Origin of the sequence: Oxynema aestuarii AP17 (assembly GCF_012295525.1) — a bacterium.
GTDB lineage: Bacteria > Cyanobacteriota > Cyanobacteriia > Cyanobacteriales > Laspinemataceae > Oxynema > Oxynema aestuarii.
The window spans coordinates 620,226-638,059 of the sequence record NZ_CP051167.1; the positions used below are offsets into that span (position 1 = coordinate 620,226).

Genomic DNA, 17,834 nt, shown 5'->3' on the forward strand with positions numbered 1-17,834 from the left:
TCACTCATGAAAATCATTTTAGTTATTGAAGACGAAAGCGCAGTTTTAACAAATATTCTCGAAATTCTCGAATGCGGCGGCTTTAAAGCGATCGGCGCCGAAAACGGGCAAATCGGCGTTCAACTGGCCAAAGAAAATCTGCCCAACTTAATTTTATGTGACATCATGATGCCCGTCCTCGACGGCTACGGCGTACTCAACGAACTGCGTCAAGATCCGACCACCGCGACGATTCCGTTGATTTTCCTGACCGCCAAAGCCGAAGCCCAGGATTTGCGAGAAGGGATGAATCTCGGAGCCGACGATTATCTGACCAAACCCTTTCGGCGAAAGGATTTGCTCGAAGCGGTCAATACCCGTCTCGCCAAACAAGCCGCCGTCATGCAGCAGTACGATCGCGAGCGCCAGCGCGCCGAAGGACTGCAGAGTAAAATGCTCGAACTCGAAGAGCTGACGAATACGAAAGAAGGCTTGTTGATGAAGTTGATCGAGGATTTACGCAATCCGCTCTCCAAGATTAACTTGGCGATTCACATGTTAAAAAACATGCCTGCCGGAGCGTCGCGCGATCGCTATTTAGAAATCCTGCAAGAAGAATTCAACCGCGAAATTTCCCTGATCGAACAAGTCTCCGACTTGCAAGAACTGTTAACCGTAGACAATTTTAAATTGTTGCGTCAGTTTAACTTGCTCGGCGGCAATCTCAACGATCTTCCCCCGCAAAAAAATGAATGAGTCCGCGCCGCTCGTCGATTATTCTGGAATAAACTGCCCGTGGTTAGAGATCGAGCAGCCCGCAGTGAGCCGATCGCGAGCGACCCGCGCCAAGCGGTTGGCAACCGCTTCACCCTTGTGGCGCCAACCGAGACGGCTGGCGATCGCCCGTGCGGGTGGATACGAGCGCTCCTCTCGCAGGCGTTGAACGGCGGCGAACGAGGGAGCTCCTCCCGGTCCATCGCTTCCGTGCGCGCAAGATCGAGATCTGAGTTTAAATTCCCCCAGCCATGAGAGCTAGTGAAATTGCCGCCTCTTACTTGCAACCTAAATCGATGATGAAAACAATTTTGGTGATAGAGGACGAGGAATTTGTCCGAGCCAACATTCTCGAAATCCTTGACTCGATGAACTTCGGGACCCTCGGTGCTGAAAATGGCAAAATTGGGGTAGAACTCGCGCAACAACACCTTCCGGACTTGATCTTGTGCGATATTAAAATGCCCGAACTCGACGGCTACGGGGTTCTGACCGAATTGCGTCAGGATCCGACAACCGCCACGATTCCCTTTATTTTTTTAACGGCGAAAGCCGAAGTCGCCGACCTGCGCCAGGGAATGAACCTCGGAGCGGACGATTATTTGACTAAACCTTTCCGACGGGCCGAATTGCTCAGTGCGGTGTCGGTGCGCCTGGAAAAACAGGCGGCCATGCAACAGCGCTACAGTCACGAAAAACAAGAGCTGATCGCCTCCTTGCAGCAAGTCAAAGCGCGACTGAATGACTCGGTGCACTACGATCCGCTCACCAAATTGCCCAATCAACTGCTGTTGCGCGAACAGTTCGATCGCATCGAAACTCAAGCCGAGGGAGGACAACAGCCGATCCCGATCCTTTATATCGGGTTGGATCGCTTCAGCCGCATCGTCGAAACCTTGGGTCATGCGTTAAGCGATCGCCTCATTCAGGAAGTTGCCCGCCGCCTGCTCAGTTGCGTCAATCCCGACGATACCGTAGCTCACCTCAACGGGGAACGCTTCGCGATCGTTCAATCTCCCTTCAGTCAAAACCTTCGCCCGAATTCCCTCGGACGCGATCGGTTCGCCAATGGGGACGGGCTCCCTTGTTTGCCATTGGTCGAGCACATTCTCGAAACCATGGCTCGTCCGTTCTTGTTAGACCGTCACGAAATTTTTATGACCGTCAGCATCGGAATCGGGATTTATCCGGTTCACGCCCGCGATATCGACAACTTGATGAAGCGCGCCGGAGCGGCGATGTCGCGGGCGCAACAACTCGGCGGCAATCAATATGAATTTTATAACCCGTCGTTGACCGCTCACGCGATCGCCGATTTGAATTTAGAAACCAGTTTACGCTACGCCTTGGAGCGATCGGAATTTCTGGTTTACTATCAACCCCAAGTCGAACTCAAAACCGGAAAAATTGCTGGAGCGGAAGCCTTAGTGCGCTGGCAACATCCCGAAAAAGGCTTGGTGTCTCCGGGAAAATTTATTCCCCTCGCCGAAGAAATCGGCTTGATCGTTCCCATCGGACAGTGGGTGTTAGAAACCGCTTGCAGCCAAATTCAACAGTGGCAAGCACGGGGCTTGTTTGAGGGCAGACTGGCGATCAACCTCTCGATCCGGCAATTCAACCAGCCCGATTTAGTGCCGAAATTAGCAGAAATTTTAGAGACGACCGGGTTAGAACCGTCTACGTTAGAAATTGAAGTTACTGAAAGTCTTTTAGTTCAAAATATTGACAATACGATCGCCAAGTTAAAGGCGATTAAAGCTTTGGGAATGACGATCGCCCTCGACGATTTCGGTACCGGGTATTCTTCCCTGAGTTACTTGCAACAATTCCCCTTCGATATTTTAAAAATCGATCGCTGCTTCGTGCGAAACTTACCCGAAGACCGCAAAAATGCGGCGATCGCCACCGCCATTTTACAGATGGCTCACGGACTCAATTTAAAAGTAGTGGCCGAAGGCGTAGAAACTTATCAAGAATTATTGTTTTTATACGGCCAAGAGTGCGATACTTTACAGGGCTATTTATTCAGTCCTCCAATTGCCACCAGCGAGTTTGAAACCCTACTGAGGACGGGCAAAAAACTCAAGCTTCCCGAAACTGACGACTATCTCCCTTCTTATTGAAGCCGCTCTTTCTAGCCACGGAAGGCAAAATCGCGAACTGACGGACCCGCAGGTGGGGGAGCGAAACTGGGGTTCAAAACTCTTGCTATATTGAGATCGAGCTGTCAAACGGGGCGATCGCCCACTCGCGCTTTCCTCCTGTAGGGTAACCCACTGCACCTTTGCAAGATCCAGCTAAGCTCGACGCCGGACGGCAATCAGACCCTCGAATTCAAAAGTGAGCGATCGATAAAATACTCGTCGTAGAAGATGAAGAAGATTCTAGTCATTGAAGATGAAATGTCAGTGCGCGATAACATCGTCGAACTGCTCGATGCGGAGAACTTCGAGACCGTTGCTGCCGAAAATGGTGTGGAAGGGGTCAAACGGGCGCGCGAAGAGTTGCCGGATTTGATTTTGTGCGATGTGATGATGCCCCACCTCGACGGCTATGGGGTGTTGGAAGCGTTGCAAAGCGATCGCACGACCGCGACGATTCCCTTTATCTTTTTAACGGCGAAGGCGGACAAAGCGGATACCCGCAAGGGGATGGAGTTGGGAGCCGACGACTATCTGACCAAACCATTTACGATCGATGAATTACTCGGGGCGATCGCCACCCGCCTGCAAAAACAAGCGACCATTGCAGAGCAATCCCAGCAAAAACTAGAGGAATTGCGCAATACGATCGCCCTGTCCCTTCCCCACGAACTGCGGACCCCGATCAACGGCATTTTAGGCTACGCCCAACTGCTCGCGGAAGACTACGAAGATCTCGATCGCCAAGAAGCTTTAGAGATGTTGGAAGGTATCCAAGTTTCGGCCAAACGACTGCACCGACTGGTACAAAATTACTTGTTATATGCCGAAATCGAGATCGTCGCCCGCGACCCGCAACGGTTGCAATATTGGACGAATAATATCGGCGCCCACAGCCCGAGCGAGATCGAACGGGCGGCGCGATCGAAACTGGTGGAGGCGGGACGAGAAGGCGACCTCTGCCTCGATCTCGAAACCGCATCGATTGCGATTTCCGCAGTTCACCTGCATAAAATTGTCGAAGAATTAACCGATAACGCCTGCAAATATTCCTCTTCCGGGACGCCGATTCGCGTCGTCGGACGCAAAGAAGAACCCACCGACTACTGCTTGAGAATTGTCGATCGCGGGCGGGGGATGAGCGCCACCCAGATTGCCAATGTCGGCGCCTACATGCAGTTCGAGCGCAAACTTTACGAACAACAGGGATCCGGTCTGGGATTGGCGATCGTCCGACGGTTGAGCCAACTCTACGGGGGCGACCTCAAGCTCGATAGCATTCCCGAGGGCGAAACGACGGCGACGGTGCGCCTGCCCTTACTAGAATGGACTTGACATACTCCCCGGGGTGAACGCGGCAGTGCCAGTGCGACGATCGGGCTCGTTCGCGTTCGATCGGTGGGGTTTCCGGCGATCGCCGTCTCTCGGGAACAGGATCGCCACCCCTCGGCCCTCAGACCAAATTTTATCCACAAAACTCCGATGAAAAACACCCGATCGCTCTAGCAGGACGATGGTTCTAGAGTTCACCTCCCCGTTAGCGGCAGTTTTGGATCGCCATCCCCTGGCGGTGGGTCCGGAAACTCCCCTCGCACAAGCTCTCGCCCTCATGCACCGGGGGCGAGTCAGCTATCTCGCCGTCGTCGAACCGTGGGGTCAGCGTGGGGGAGGCTCCTTACAACCCGGTCAGCCTTGGCAATGGTTGGGGGTGTTCGCGGAAAGCGACGCGGTGCGCCTGCTCGCCGAGGAGCGGGACTTGGCGGCGCTCACCCTCGGCGACGCGACCCAGTGCCTCGGAAACGCCGTGGAAGCGACGGAAAGCCTCGATCTGACCCGGGCGATCGCCCTTCTCTACCAGCAGCAGTTTGCCCCGCTTCCGGTCAACAGTGCTACGGGTCAGCTTCTCGGGGCGATCGCCCCGGAAAGTCTCGCCCGCGCCCTTCACGTCACGCCGACCTTGCGCGATCTCCCGGTGGCTTCCCTGGATCTGACCGCTCCCGTGGCCATCGATCCGCGAGACTCGTACCGGGTCGCCGTCCGAGAGATGGCGCGGACGGGTCGCACCAGCGTGCTGTTAGCCCGCGCGGGGGAAGCGATCGCCACCGTCGCCGCAGCCGACGCGATCGCCGCCTGGGCCTGCGCAATTGACGCCGATCGCCCCCTGGAGGGTCAAGCCTGGATCGCGCCCGTGTGCTGTCAGCAGGAGGATTCCTGGTGGACTGCCTACCAGTTAATGCAACTCCATCACGTCCGCCATTTGGCCGTTAAAGACGCGAATGGGGCGATCGTCGGCCTGCTCGAACTCACGGACCTGCTCGCCAGCCTCAGCCCCGAAGCCTTGCACTTCGGCGTTGCGCGCCCCACTCGCTCCGAAATCGGTCGGGATCGCCCCAACCCCCCCGTAAAAACGGTCGTCGAACAACTGCGCCTCGAAATCTTTCAGCGCCAGGTCGCCCAAAAGTTACTCCGTTTCAGCGAAGAACGCTTTCGTCAGGCGATCGAAACTATGGCCGATTGGGTGTGGGAAATGAACGCCCAGGGGGTTTACACTTACGCCAGCCCGCGCATTCGCGATATTTTAGGCTACGAACCCGCCGAAATTGTCGGCACGACGGTATTCGACACCCTCGATCCGGCCCAGGTGGAGGCGTACCGGGAAACTTTCGGGCGGTTTTGGCGCGATCGCCGCCCGTTCGAGTTGTTGAAACGCACGGTCCGCCACCGAGGCGGTCGTTGGGGGATCCTCGAAAGCAGTGGGGTTCCCCTGTTTAGTGCCGACGGCGAATTTCGGGGCTATCGCGGCGTGGATCGCGACATCACCGAACGAGAACAAGCCCGCCAAAAACTCGAACAGCTCAATCAAAGTTTGGAAAGTCGGGTGCGCCAACAAACCGCCGAACTGCGCCAGGTGGTCGAGCAATTACAAGCAGAAATTGCCTGCCGGGTTCAAGTCGAGTCGGCGTTGCGCGAGAGCGAACGACGGCTCGAAAATATCCTCAATTCTCTCAATGACGTGGTGTGGTCGGTCTGCGCGCGAACTCACCAGTTACTTTATCTCAATCCGGTGACCGAGGTGGTGTTCGGGCGTACCTGTCGGGAATTTTTCGATCGCCCGGAACTGTGGTTGGAGGTGGTCCATCCCGCCGACCGCGATCGGGTGCGCGCCAATGCCCGGCAAGTGCTGACCCTCGGCTGGAAAGACCTCGAATATCGAATCGTGCGACCGGACGGCACAGTGCGCTGGCTTCACGATCGCGGTCAACTCTCGTTCGCAGAAGACGGTCAACCGTTACGCATCGACGGGATCGCCCGCGATATTACCGATCGCAAGCAGATCGAAGCGGCACTTTCCCAAACCGAACGCCGTTTTCGCGCGATTTTCGACCAGACGTTCCAGTATATGGCCGTGTTGACCGTCGAGGGAGCGATTTTGGAGGTCAACCAAACGACCTTGGATTTATGGGGGATTTCGGCACATGAGGCGATCGGCTGTTCGTTTTGGGACGCGCCTCGCCGCGATTTGACGGGCGATCGCCCTTATCCGTGCTGGTCCGAGGCGGCGGCGACCCAAATTCGCTCGGGGGTAGCGGCGGCGGCGCGCGGCGAGTTCGTTCGCTGCGAAATCGAGGTGGAAATTGAGGGCGATCGCACAATCACGTTAGATATTTCGATCGAGCCGATTCGCGACGATCTCGCCCGGGTGGTGCAGTTGATCGTGGAAGGGCGCGATCTGAGCGATCGCAAGGCGTTGGAACGGGAACTCGCCCAGCGCGAACAGTTGCTGCACTCGTTTTTTACGGCGATCGGTCAAGTTTACGTGGGGCTGTCTTTGCAAGATGAGCGCCTGCGTTATTTGCAAGTCAATCAGGCCCTCGCCGACATCCACGGTGTCCCCGCCCGCGAGGCGATCGGCAAAACGGACCGCGAGATCTTCCCCGCCTGGGCCGATCGCGTGGTGCCGTTGCAAGAACAAGTGTTGCACTCCGGGAAACCGTTGTTGAATTTGGAGTTGTCTTTTCCGACCCGGACGCGTCCCCAAAAGATACGCCATTGGATGGTGTACTATTTTCCGGTACCGTTGAATAAGGGCAGCCAGCGAGGGGTCGGCACCATTATTCTCGATATCACCGAACGCCAACAAGCGGAACAAGACCTGCGGGCGATTCGAGAACGACTCGAACACCTGTTGGCGGTCAATCCGACGGTGGTTTACAGCGCTGAAAGTTCGCCGCCTTACGCCACGACGTTTATTAGCGAGAATGTCACGCGACTGCTCGGTTACGACTCCCAAGAGTTCTTAGAAAATCCCGCGTTTTGGGTCGATTGCATTCATCCTGACGATGCGGGTCGCTTTCGGGATGCTTTAGCCAGGGTGGGACGTTCGGAAGCGATCGTCGTCGAATATCGGTTTCGCCGTCGTCATGGCAGTTACTGTTGGGTGCGCGACCAACTGCGCCTGATTCGCGGCGATCGCCGTGCCGAAATTGTCGGCTGTTTTTATGACATTACCGAAAGTAAAAAAGCTGAGGCGCGCTTGAAAGCCTCTTTACAAGAAAAGGAAGTGCTACTTAAAGAGATTCACCACCGGGTTAAAAATAACCTTCAAGTCATCTCCAGTTTGCTCAATCTCCAATCTAGAACTCTTGGGGATCCTCAAACCCGCCAATTATTTTATGACAGTCAAAATCGCATTCAGTCGATCGCTTTTATCCATGAAAAACTCTATCAATCTCAAGATTTAGCCCGGGTAGATTTCAGTCAATATATCAAAACACTAACAAACCACTTGTTTCGTTCTTACGGCGCCAATATCCAACGGGTTTCCCTTAAAATTAATATTCATGACATCTTTCTCGGTGTCGATGTAGCAATTCCTTGTGGACTAATTGTGAACGAATTGGTATCTAATGCCCTCAAGCATGGCTTTCCCGGCGATCGCACGGGGGAAATTTGGATCGCGTTATTTGACGAGTCCGCTTTGTCGAATTCCAGTCCATCTACCGTCCCCCTCGACCGGGCCGATCCCCAAATGATTTTGACCGTGGGGGACAATGGGGTCGGTTTACCCCAGGGGTTGAGTTTGGGCAACACTCAATCGTTGGGAATGCAACTGGTCAATACCTTAGTCAAGCAACTCAAAGGAAGCATGGAGTTGCTTGCCGAATCAGGGACGGTGTTTCGCATTGTCTTTCCCGTCCCCCACTAGTACGCTTCCCTCCCGTCTGCATCGCCAAGCGACTTCAGACTGGAACGACCGACCCCCCATCGCCCCGGCTGCCCGTGGCATCCGAAGCCTGGAGTTCTTTTTGTAACCGCCCGAGGGAGGCAAAAGTAATGGCCAACGAGCAGATTTTGGTAGTCGAAGATGAAGGCATTGTCGCCCTTGATATTCAAAGTATGTTGGAAGATCTCGGATATCAAGTTCCCATTACGGTGGGATCGGGCGAGGAAGCCCTCGCCTCGATCGCCGAAAATCGACCGAATTTAGTCTTGATGGATATTAATTTGGACGGCGAAATCGACGGCGTAGAAACTGCCGAACAAATTCGCGACCGCTACAATATTCCGGTGGTCTATTTGACCGCCTATAGCGACGACGATACCCTACAACGGGCCAAGTTGACCACGCCGTTCGACTATTTGGTCAAACCCCTGGAAGCCCGCAGCCTGAAAACGACGATCGAAATGGCGATTTACCGCCACGAACTCGAACAGGAATTAAAACAGAGTAAGGAATGGTTTGCGACGACTTTGCGTTCGATTGGCGATGCGGTGATTGCTACGGACGAAAGTCGTAAAATTGCTTTTCTCAATACGATCGCCGAACAGTTGACCGGATGGAGTCAAAATGAGGCGATCGGTCGCGAAGTTTCCGAAGTCTTGTACTTGATCGACGAGGATAAAGGGGTCGCGATCGCCGATCCCGGCTTGGCCTTTTTTTCCGGTCAATTATCTGGAGAAACGATCGACGAAGCCGTTTTAGTGGCCAAACAAGGACGCCATATTCCCATCGAAAATACGGTGACCCCGATTACCGATCGCAACAATCGTACCATTGGCGTTGTTTGGGTGTTTCGCGATATCAGCGATCGCAAACAAGCTGAAGCCCTCGAAAAAGACCGCATTCGTTTGGAAACGGAAGTCAAACAACGCTCGATCGCCGAAGCGGAAATTCGCCGTTCTCTCGAACTCGAACGCCAGTTGAGCGAACTCAAAAGCCGTTTAATTGCTAATGTTTCTCATGAATTTAGAACCCCGTTGAGTGTCATTCTCTCGTCGAGTGAGCTATTGCAAACCTACAGCGATATTTGGTCGGAAGAAAAAAAAAATAGCCACTTTCAACGGATTAAAAGCGCGATCGATTACATGACCAAACTGGTCAGCGATGTTTCTGTCATCGGTCAAGCCGAAGCCGGAAAACTCAGCATCAATCCCATTCCTCTAGAGTTGGTTCAATTTTGCCGCGATTTAGTCGAAGAACGTCAAATCACCGCAGGCGATCGTTATCAAATCTCTTTTGAAACTAACCGCGATCGTCTTGAAGTAACCATCGACGATAAAATTCTCGAACATATTTTACTCAACCTGCTCTCCAACGCCCTCAAATACTCCCCCGAAGGCGGTCAAATTGAGTTCAAACTCACGTTAAAAGAGCGCGAATACACTCCAGACAATCCCTCTGACGAGGCGATCGTTATCAGAATTCAAGACCCCGGAATTGGCATTCCCCCCGAAGATCTCCCCAACCTCTTCAAATCCTTTCAACGGGCCACCAACGTCGGTACGATTCGCGGAACCGGATTGGGTTTGTCAATCGTTAGAAAATGTGTAGACTTACTCGAAGGTCAGATCGAAATTACAAGTAAAATTGGTCGCGGAACGACGGTCACGGTCACCCTACCGCGATACTGCAAACAATCATCCTAGCCAACTAGCCAACTCTCTTTTCTCTCTATTGACTGCTTTCAACCGCTTTCATCTTTTGCCCTAATTCTTGCCGTGGAAAACCGCAAAATCATTCCCTATTTATTCCTCTTTCCTGCTTTAACCCTCTTAGGACTCACCGTTTTTTGGCCTGCCCTGAATGCGTTTTTCTTAAGTTTTACTCGCTACGAGTACGACCTCACCCAAGCCCCTCAATGGATTGGCTTCGCAAACTTTCGCAAGTTACAATCCGACCCGGTTTTTTGGAAAACTGTTGGTAATACTTTTATCTATCTCGTCGGCGTCGTTCCCGTCCTCGTTGCAGCCCCGTTAGCCTTAGCAATTTTAGTCAATCAAAAACTACGCGCGATCGGTTGGTTTCGCGCAGCTTATTACACCCCCGTCATTATCTCTCTCGTCGTCGCCGGGATTGCCTGGAAATGGCTTTATGCCGAAAATGGTTTCTTCAATCAACTGCTAAAAATGAGCGGTTTGAGTTTTATCTTTGGCGAAAGTATTCCCTGGTTAACCAGCCCCAACTTGGCTATTTTTAGTGTGATGGTCGTCACGATTTGGAAAGGATTAGGCTACTACATGGCGATCTATTTAGCGGGATTGCAGTCCATTCCCGGCGAAGTTTACGAAGCTGCGGCGATCGACGGTTCCGACGGTATCCGCAAGCATTTTGATATTACCGTCCCCTTAATGCGCCCTTATTTATTCTTAGTCGCCGTTATTTCTTCAATCTCCGCCACCAAAGTATTTGAAGAGGTCTACATCATGACCCAAGGTGGTCCGCGCAATAGTTCTAAAACGATCGTTTATTATTTATATGAAAAAGCATTCACTGAATTAGAAATCGGCTACGCTTGCACGATCGGCTTGATGTTATTTTTATTTATTTTTGCCTTATCTCTATTACGATTAGTTTTTACCGTTAACCATGAATCTTAATTAAAATAGCAATTCTTACAACACTCCAGTCCGCCCACGTCCCCCTCTCATTCCCGTACAAGCATGAATCTGCCAACCCACGATGGACTTAAGAAAATTGAGAAGTATTATAAAATCTGAAATCTAAAATCTAAAATCTAATATTGGCCAATGAATCTGTTATTAATTGAATCTCCCGGAAAAATTAAAAAACTCAGCCAAATTCTCGGATCGGGGTGGCAAGTCAAAGCGAGTATGGGACATGTGCGGGAACTCGCCAACGACGGCGAAGATGCGTTAGGTTTTGATTTGATCGGCGATCGCGTCAAATGTCGCTACACGGTCAGGAGCGATCGCGCCCAAAAAACGATCGCCGACCTGCGCCAAGCCGTCGCCCGTGCCGATACTGTGTATATCGCCACCGACCCCGATCGCGAAGGCGAAACCATCGGCTGGCATTTAGCTCACGAACTACACCTCCGCCGTCCCTACCGCGTGACTTATACAGAAATCACCCCCGCCGCCGTCAGACGGGCGATCGCCCAGCCCCGCCACCTCGATCGCGACCTGGTCGCCGCCGGACGGGCCCGGGACTGTCTCGACAAACTCGTCGGCTACAAAGGCAGCAAACACGTCGTTTGGGCGCTCAAGATCGGCGCCAAATCGATGGGACGAGTACAAAGTGCTACCCTGCACCTGCTCTGCCAGCGCGAAGCCGAAATTCAAGCCTTCGTTCCCCAAGATTATTGGTCTTGCTGGGTCGAATACGCCGAAGGATTCAAAGCCTTTTATCGCGGCGACGCCAACGCCACCGACGACGAATCCAAGGAACCCGACGAAGCTGAAGACCGCACTAAACAAGCCCCGGAATCTCAGAAAGTTCTCTCACAATCTGAAGCCGATCGGATCGTGGCGATCGCCCGTCGCGAACCTCACCAAGTCCTCCGCATCGACAAGCGAAAAACCTCCCAATCCCCACCCCCACCGTTTATCACCTCTACCCTACAACAAGCCGCAGGCGCCAAATTACGCCTGAGTCCGGACAAAACCATGAAAGTCGCCCAAGCTCTCTACGAAGCCGGACATATTACCTACATGCGAACCGATTCGATCTCACTTTCTGCCGAATTTCAAGCCGCCGTGCGCGACTACCTGCAACAACACGACCCCAGCAACGTGCCGGACAAAGTGACTCGATATCGCTCAAAAGGTAACGCCCAGGAAGCCCACGAAGCCATTCGCCCCACTCACGTGACCCGCACTCCCGAGGCATTAGCGCGGGAAGTGAGCCGCGAAGAAGGCCAACTTTACCAGCTCATCTGGAATCGCGCCGTCGCCTCCCAATGTCGTCCGGCGCAACTGGCGAAAACACGCATTCTCAGCCAATCCGGGCCGTTATTTTGGGAAGCACGCGGCCAGGTCGTGACTTTTGCAGGATATACGAAATACTGGAACAATATTAGCGAAGATACTCGGTTACCGAATATCGAAGCCCGCCAAAATCTCACGTGCAAACGAGCTGGAGCAGATAAAAAACGAACCCAACCGCCACCGCGTTATAGCGAACCGAAATTAGTTCAGTTGATGGAACGCAAGGGAATTGGGAGACCGAGTACCTATTCCCCGACAATTAAGACGTTAAAAGAGCGAAAATACGTCAGTTTGACGAAAGGAAAATTACAACCAACGGGTTTAGGAATGGAGTTGGATGGGGTATTAGCGAAAGTTTTGCCAGATTTAATCGAAGCAAATTTTACCGCAAAAATGGAGCGAGATTTAGATGCGATCGCCGATGGAAAATTAAACTGGGAAAGCTATTTAACTGGATGGAATCGAGATTATTTTTATCCCGCTTTAATCAAGGCAAAACAGGAGATTAAGCAGTTCGTTCCCACCCGCGTTTCTGAACAAAAGTCCGGTCATCGTTCTGCGGTCAAAACTGAAGCGACTGAGGTAGTTTGTCCCCAGTGCAAACGGTTTATGACTAAGGTTTTTTCGCGATCGCCCAAACTCAAAGCCGACCATTTTCTCAGTTGTAGCGATCGTGAGGGAGGATGCGGAACGGTGATGTTTTTAAATGTTGCTACCCTGCAATACGAACTCCCTTATTCCCAGCAAAAACCGGATCCGACGAAGTTAAGCGAGCATCCTTGTCCTCAATGCGGACAACCATTAGAACGTCACGAATATACTCGCGAAGGACAGCAGAAAGTCATGTTGCGCTGTTCCAATCCCAAAACCCGCCGGGATAAATGTAAAGAAGTTGCTTTTTTTAAAACCAAAACGGGCAATTGGTGGTCGCCGAAGTGGGGAGAATTGGGCACTCCGACGGCAAAAACAGCGAAAAAAACACCCCGCAAACAACGGCGAACCTCTCGGGGGCGATCGAAATAAACAAGCTTTTTTACTGTTTATAAAACGCCAAAGTAGGGTGGGCAAAATTTTGCCCACCCTACTGATAGCTATATCTTGTAAATTCTGCATGACCTCTTCCAAGGTATCGCCTTCGGTAATGCAACCGGGAAGGGCTGGTACTTCTGCTTAAGAGTCCCCTTCTTCTGCTGGATAAAAATGGCTTTAATTTTTATCCACTTCGCTTCATCACAAGTTAAATGTAGTCTAGCAGGATTCAGAGATTGACATGATATGCCAAAACTAGCATGATTGAGGCATGAGTGAATTACTAAAACCATTTGAGTGGGTTGGCAGTTCTCCTGACAATTTAAATTTCCAGAGGAGGTTCGGTAAGGTCTTGGTTATGCGCTATATCTGGCTCAATGTGGTGAAAAGCACCCGTCTGCAAAACCACTTAAAGGCTTTGAGTCAGAAAATTACATCAATTAGTAGGAAGAACAGATGATAAATCAACCCATTCAAGTACAAGCAGGCAGTGGCAATGTGTTCGCAGATTTAGAGTTAGAAAATTTTGATGAATTACTGGTCAAAGCAGAATTTGCCCGGAGAATTAGTGGTATTATCGCCGCCGAACATATCACTCAAGCTGAGACGGCAAAAATATTAGGGATTGACCAGCCTAAAGTGTCGGCATTAGTGAATGGCAAGCTATCGGGTTTTTCCACTACTCGGTTGTTTCGTTTTTTAAATGCGTTTGGTCGAGATGTGGAAATCGTGGTAAAACCCAAGTCTTGCCCAGAAGCTCAAACACGAGTGGTTGCTTTGTAATGTTCGGAGAAACCCGGTTTCTAGTGAAATCTTGGTTCGGATACATAAACCCATCAGACGCAATTTTTGAGCTAACCACCGCCAACCGATCGCCCTAACAATGCCTGAAAATGCGATCGCCCCTTTATTTCTTGATAAAATAAATCTGGGTATTTTTTACCACAGAACTCGAACACAAAGAAGAGATTTTAAAAGAGGTCGATCGCAAGCGCGAAGAGTAATTTAAGGAGGGCGATCGCTCCTAACTATGGCTTCTAACTGTGGCTGTTTTCCTTTACTTCATCACCAACATATCGTCCACTCCACCGGGTTTTGAGACCGGGTTTGCGCGACAAAGTAACAACTTCTCTGCCGCTTTCGGCTTGCTTTTTGCGGAGGTCTTCAAATATAGCATTCAAATCATCGTTGAAAGACTTGGCATAGGTTTCACGAATTTGGTGAATTTCTTCGACAATTTCATCTTTCCACATGGACTAATCTCCCATTCGTTTTAAATAGGTATTAGACTGGGCTTACTTTGCTGAGTTCAACCAGACCGCCCGGAAAAACTTGCACCACTAACTGATAGCCATTCATCAGGGACATCCCTACAAGGGGTTCCGAATCAGCTTCATCGACTGGAATGGTGAGAAGCTCTCCATCCCAAACTAACATGGCTTCATAGATGTTGAAGACACATTCACTCCCATCCCCAAGAATAGCTCTTCCTCTCCTTTTCCATCTCAGATTCAACTGAGCGATTAAATTTGGCGGTAATGATAGCCAACCATTAAAACCTGTATCCACAATCGCATTTTTTATGTAAGTTTTGCCATCAGCGCCATAGACTGATAGGGGAATAATCGGTTCAAAATCCCTATTAACGATTCCAGTAATCATCAAATTCTCTTGGTTTGTCCACCGAAGCGACGGACATAGCCCGAACCGATCCGCACAATCCAGATTTGAGCATCAGGGTGAGTGGCTTCAAGGCGATCGCAGGCAGCAATTTCACTAGCATCAACTTCAAAATCTCCAGTTTCTAAATCAATCGCCACAATCTTGCCATAATTACCTGCCTCTACTTGTGGGCGAACCTGAGATTCATAAATCTCATCCCCAAGACGAGCAAATTCCTCTTTACTGTAACGGGGTTGTTTCGTGGTCATAACTTTAATTTTTATAGAATGGCTTTCACTGATTAATTCGATCGAACCAATCTAAGAGGGTTTTGATTTACGGTAATTATACCTAAAAAACTGGTCTGGTGTGCCGAGAAACCGGGTTTCAAATCTTGGTTGGGATGCTCCAAACCCATCAAAGAAACCCGGTTTCTTAGTCTAGGCGATCGCTCTGTTCCGAGAAACCGGGTTTCTAGTGAAATCTTGGTTAGAATACAGAAAACCATCAGACGCAATCTTTGGGTCAACCACCGCCAACCGATCGCCCTGACAATGCGATCGCTCCTCTAGTTCTCTACCAAATAAACCTGGGTATTTTTTACCAATTTAAGGAGGGCGATCGTAATGGCGCAAAGTGATTCTAGAACATTGCTGTTGCTGGTTTTTTTCACAAGTCCTCCTCTGTCCTGTGGATTAATAATAGCTTTAATGTAATGTATGTAGAGATGCGAAATTTCGCGTCTCTACAGGGGCGAAAAATCAGCATAAACACGCCCCTACTACAGGGAACTGACTGCGGTTAATACGGTCTGCTCAAAATTGGCGGCTTGGCTACAAAGTCCTTTGACTTGTGTCCAATGCTGGGTAATGCGAAGTGCATGGACTTGGTAATCTCGCTTGCTTTTCTTGATGCGCTCTTTCTTGGGTAGGTTTGCCAGTCTCTTCTCTAGGTTGACATCGCACTCGCACTCGTCTAGGAGGGAATGCCCTGGAGAGAGTACCGCCGCTGCTAACCAGGTGCCGGAGGATTGGGCAGGCAGACAGAAAAGCGTCCGATCGCCCGGTGTAGCTTGTCCTAACCAGCTTTGGATCGCGCTGATGAGCGCATCCACAGTATCGGCTACGGGAGGACAGGGCTGCGAGCAGGGGAGAGTTCCCCAGTTGTTCTGCTGCGCTAGTTCTGTCACCGCTGCTCCACAGTTGTCATATTGACAAGTCGATACATCCACATCTACATGAATGATTAGCAAATCAAAGCCCATCAAAGTGGGGTCAGTATCGAGGGAGCAATTATGCCTCTGTTGTGCCGCGTGACACCATTTCAGCACACCGCCCCAACCGCCTCCCATTTGCGGTTGAGTCGCTTCGGGTTGCAGGAGCGTCATTATGAATGGATTGGGTAACACGGCTTTAAGGGCGGCTTGAATCACTTCAAAATCCGTTGGCCCTTCGGCTACTAGGGCAATTTTTAACGTATCAGACATTGGGGACCGCTCCTAGATGCCCCATAATCCAGAGACGTGATAGGGGATATTGCTGGTTTAGTTTAGTGAGTTCGGGGGTGAGTGTCAGGCGACGGATACAGGTTTGACCGTTGCTATTGCGCTCTACGACAAAGAGACGCACCTCAGAATCAAGTAAGTCCAGACCATCGAGGGCGGCGGGATTATGGACTGTTAACAGAAGTTGACGATCGCTGTCATGATCCTGAAGCCAGCCGGAAAGACGGGAAATCAGTCGTACCAGCAGCCGGGGATTCAGGGCTTGGTCCAGATTGTCGATCGCCAGTAGTCGGGGAGCTTGGGGTAGGAGGCACAGCACCGCCGCAAAGATGACGTAAAGTGCGCCTTCGCTGGCATCGTAGGCGGTAAGTTCGTTGCGGCTTTGGTTCATAAAGCGATCGCTGAATTTCAGGAGTAGCTTAGTCCGAGGCACCTTGGGCGAGAGCAGGTTAGTTCCATAGCTGGTGGTTTGGATATCAGCCACCCAGTCGATCAACTCCAGTACTCGATCCAGAATCTCCTCACCCTCTTGCCCTCTGCCCTCTAAGTGTTGACGCAGGGCGGCAAACCCTTCGGCGAGTAGTCCCCCACTCAGACCTAGGGGGAGACGCGATTGTTGGTCGGGGACGATGCCACGCAGGGTGGGGGTGTTCGGGCAATAAATGGCGAATTCCTGGAGGCGCTGCATGAGTTGAGCAGCGGCATTATTGGGGGCTAGATCCACCAACTGCAAGGCAGCCAAACCTGCTTTGGGGTTGAGGTTCTTCTTGTTGCGAATGCCATCAGAAAGGATTTCCTCATAGCCGTCGCTGAGGACTTCGGTTTTATAGGACCAAGCGGGTTCAGGGGAATCGAGGGGATTAAGCAAAGAAACCCGATAGGCTTCGTTGTTTGAGCCTGTGACCCCAATGGCAATGTGGGCAGGAGTGCGGTCTGTCGCAAAGGAGCTTTTATACAGCCGGGGTAAGCCTGCCCGCACTCCACGACGCAGCAGGCTTTCATCATCGACGACTCCATTGGCTGCGGCTCCCAAGACTCCCAAGGCTTCCAGTAGGTTGCTTTTGCCCGCTCCATTGGCGCCGATGAAGCAATTCACTCTGCCTAGTTCTAGGGTGGCGGAGTAAATGGACTTGAAGCCTCGGATTTTGACCTCACGGATCGTTGGCTGTCCTGGGTTGATGGTAGTACGATCTAGTTCGGCGATCGCCATGAGATTCCTTGAACTATCTTGGTCAGAACTTTTCCTTCATTCTGACATGGAGGCGATCGCGATCGTGACGAGAAACCGGGTTTCTAGTGAAATCTTGGTTAGGATACAGAAACCTGACAATGCGATCTCCCCTCTATTTTTCGGTAAAATAAATCTGGGTATTTTTTACCACAGAACTCGAACACAAAGAATGGATTTTAAAGGAGGGCGATCGATGCTCCCTATTTTTCAAAAAAATCAACCCGGTTAACCACACTATTTAATTTAACTCGTTTAACTCGTTCCCAGGCTCCAGCCTGGGAATGCT

At 51.3% G+C, this 17,834-nt stretch carries 14 protein-coding genes; 9 read left to right on the forward strand and 5 right to left on the reverse strand.

Annotated features, from left to right (window positions below; all coding sequences use genetic code 11):
* The first annotated feature begins 6 nt into the window (after positions 1-6).
* From HCG48_RS02555 to HCG48_RS02605, 9 genes are all read left to right on the forward strand, one after another.
* A complete protein-coding gene (locus tag HCG48_RS02555; RefSeq protein WP_168567761.1) occupies positions 7-735 on the forward strand; it encodes an ATP-binding response regulator in 729 nt (242 codons plus the stop codon).
* Positions 728-922: a hypothetical protein gene (locus HCG48_RS02560; RefSeq protein ID WP_168567762.1), complete on the forward strand. Its 195-nt coding sequence runs from the start codon at positions 728-730 to the stop codon at positions 920-922. Before HCG48_RS02555 ends, HCG48_RS02560 begins: the two co-directional genes overlap by 8 nt.
* Before the next feature lie 82 nt (positions 923-1,004).
* Positions 1,005-2,876 (forward strand): EAL domain-containing response regulator, encoded by a 1,872-nt coding sequence (locus tag HCG48_RS02565; RefSeq protein WP_246259855.1) that lies wholly within the window; start codon positions 1,005-1,007, stop codon positions 2,874-2,876.
* A 249-nt stretch (positions 2,877-3,125) separates the two neighbouring features.
* The gene (locus HCG48_RS02570) at positions 3,126-4,229 is read left to right on the forward strand and encodes a hybrid sensor histidine kinase/response regulator (RefSeq protein WP_168567763.1); all 1,104 of its coding nucleotides are present in this window, start codon (positions 3,126-3,128) and stop codon (positions 4,227-4,229) included.
* A gap of 178 nt (positions 4,230-4,407) precedes the next feature.
* Entirely contained in the window at positions 4,408-8,100 is a 3,693-nt protein-coding gene (locus HCG48_RS02575) for a PAS domain S-box protein (RefSeq protein ID WP_168567764.1), read from the forward strand.
* A gap of 128 nt (positions 8,101-8,228) precedes the next feature.
* Complete coding sequence (locus tag HCG48_RS02580; protein WP_168567765.1) at positions 8,229-9,821, forward strand: hybrid sensor histidine kinase/response regulator; 1,593 nt, start codon at positions 8,229-8,231, stop codon at positions 9,819-9,821.
* A 72-nt stretch (positions 9,822-9,893) separates the two neighbouring features.
* A complete protein-coding gene (locus tag HCG48_RS02585; RefSeq protein ID WP_246259857.1) occupies positions 9,894-10,772 on the forward strand; it encodes a carbohydrate ABC transporter permease in 879 nt (292 codons plus the stop codon).
* Positions 10,773-10,922: 150 nt separating this feature from the next.
* Positions 10,923-13,145, forward strand: coding sequence for a type I DNA topoisomerase (gene topA, locus HCG48_RS02590; protein WP_168567766.1), 2,223 nt, complete (start codon positions 10,923-10,925; stop codon positions 13,143-13,145).
* 462 nt (positions 13,146-13,607) lie between these two features.
* Positions 13,608-13,934 carry a helix-turn-helix domain-containing protein gene (locus HCG48_RS02605; RefSeq protein WP_246259859.1) on the forward strand — a complete coding sequence of 109 codons (327 nt, stop codon included), beginning with the start codon at positions 13,608-13,610 and terminating at the stop codon, positions 13,932-13,934.
* Positions 13,935-14,188: 254 nt separating this feature from the next.
* On the opposite strand, the gene HCG48_RS02610 is transcribed toward HCG48_RS02605, so the two are convergent.
* The 5 genes from HCG48_RS02610 to HCG48_RS02630 form a co-directional block, all read right to left on the reverse strand.
* Positions 14,189-14,404, reverse strand: coding sequence for a hypothetical protein (locus tag HCG48_RS02610; RefSeq protein WP_168567767.1), 216 nt, complete (start codon positions 14,402-14,404; stop codon positions 14,189-14,191).
* Positions 14,405-14,435: 31 nt separating this feature from the next.
* Positions 14,436-14,813: a clan AA aspartic protease gene (locus tag HCG48_RS02615; protein ID WP_168567768.1), complete on the reverse strand. Its 378-nt coding sequence runs from the start codon at positions 14,811-14,813 to the stop codon at positions 14,436-14,438.
* Positions 14,813-15,082 (reverse strand): hypothetical protein, encoded by a 270-nt coding sequence (locus tag HCG48_RS02620; RefSeq protein ID WP_168567769.1) that lies wholly within the window; start codon positions 15,080-15,082, stop codon positions 14,813-14,815. Before HCG48_RS02620 ends, HCG48_RS02615 begins: the two co-directional genes overlap by 1 nt.
* A gap of 512 nt (positions 15,083-15,594) precedes the next feature.
* Complete coding sequence (locus HCG48_RS02625; RefSeq protein ID WP_168567770.1) at positions 15,595-16,299, reverse strand: hypothetical protein; 705 nt, start codon at positions 16,297-16,299, stop codon at positions 15,595-15,597.
* The gene (locus tag HCG48_RS02630; RefSeq protein ID WP_168567771.1) at positions 16,292-17,527 is read right to left on the reverse strand and encodes an AAA family ATPase; all 1,236 of its coding nucleotides are present in this window, start codon (positions 17,525-17,527) and stop codon (positions 16,292-16,294) included. The genes HCG48_RS02625 and HCG48_RS02630 overlap by 8 nt, the downstream gene beginning before the upstream one ends.
* Positions 17,528-17,834 lie beyond the last annotated feature (307 nt).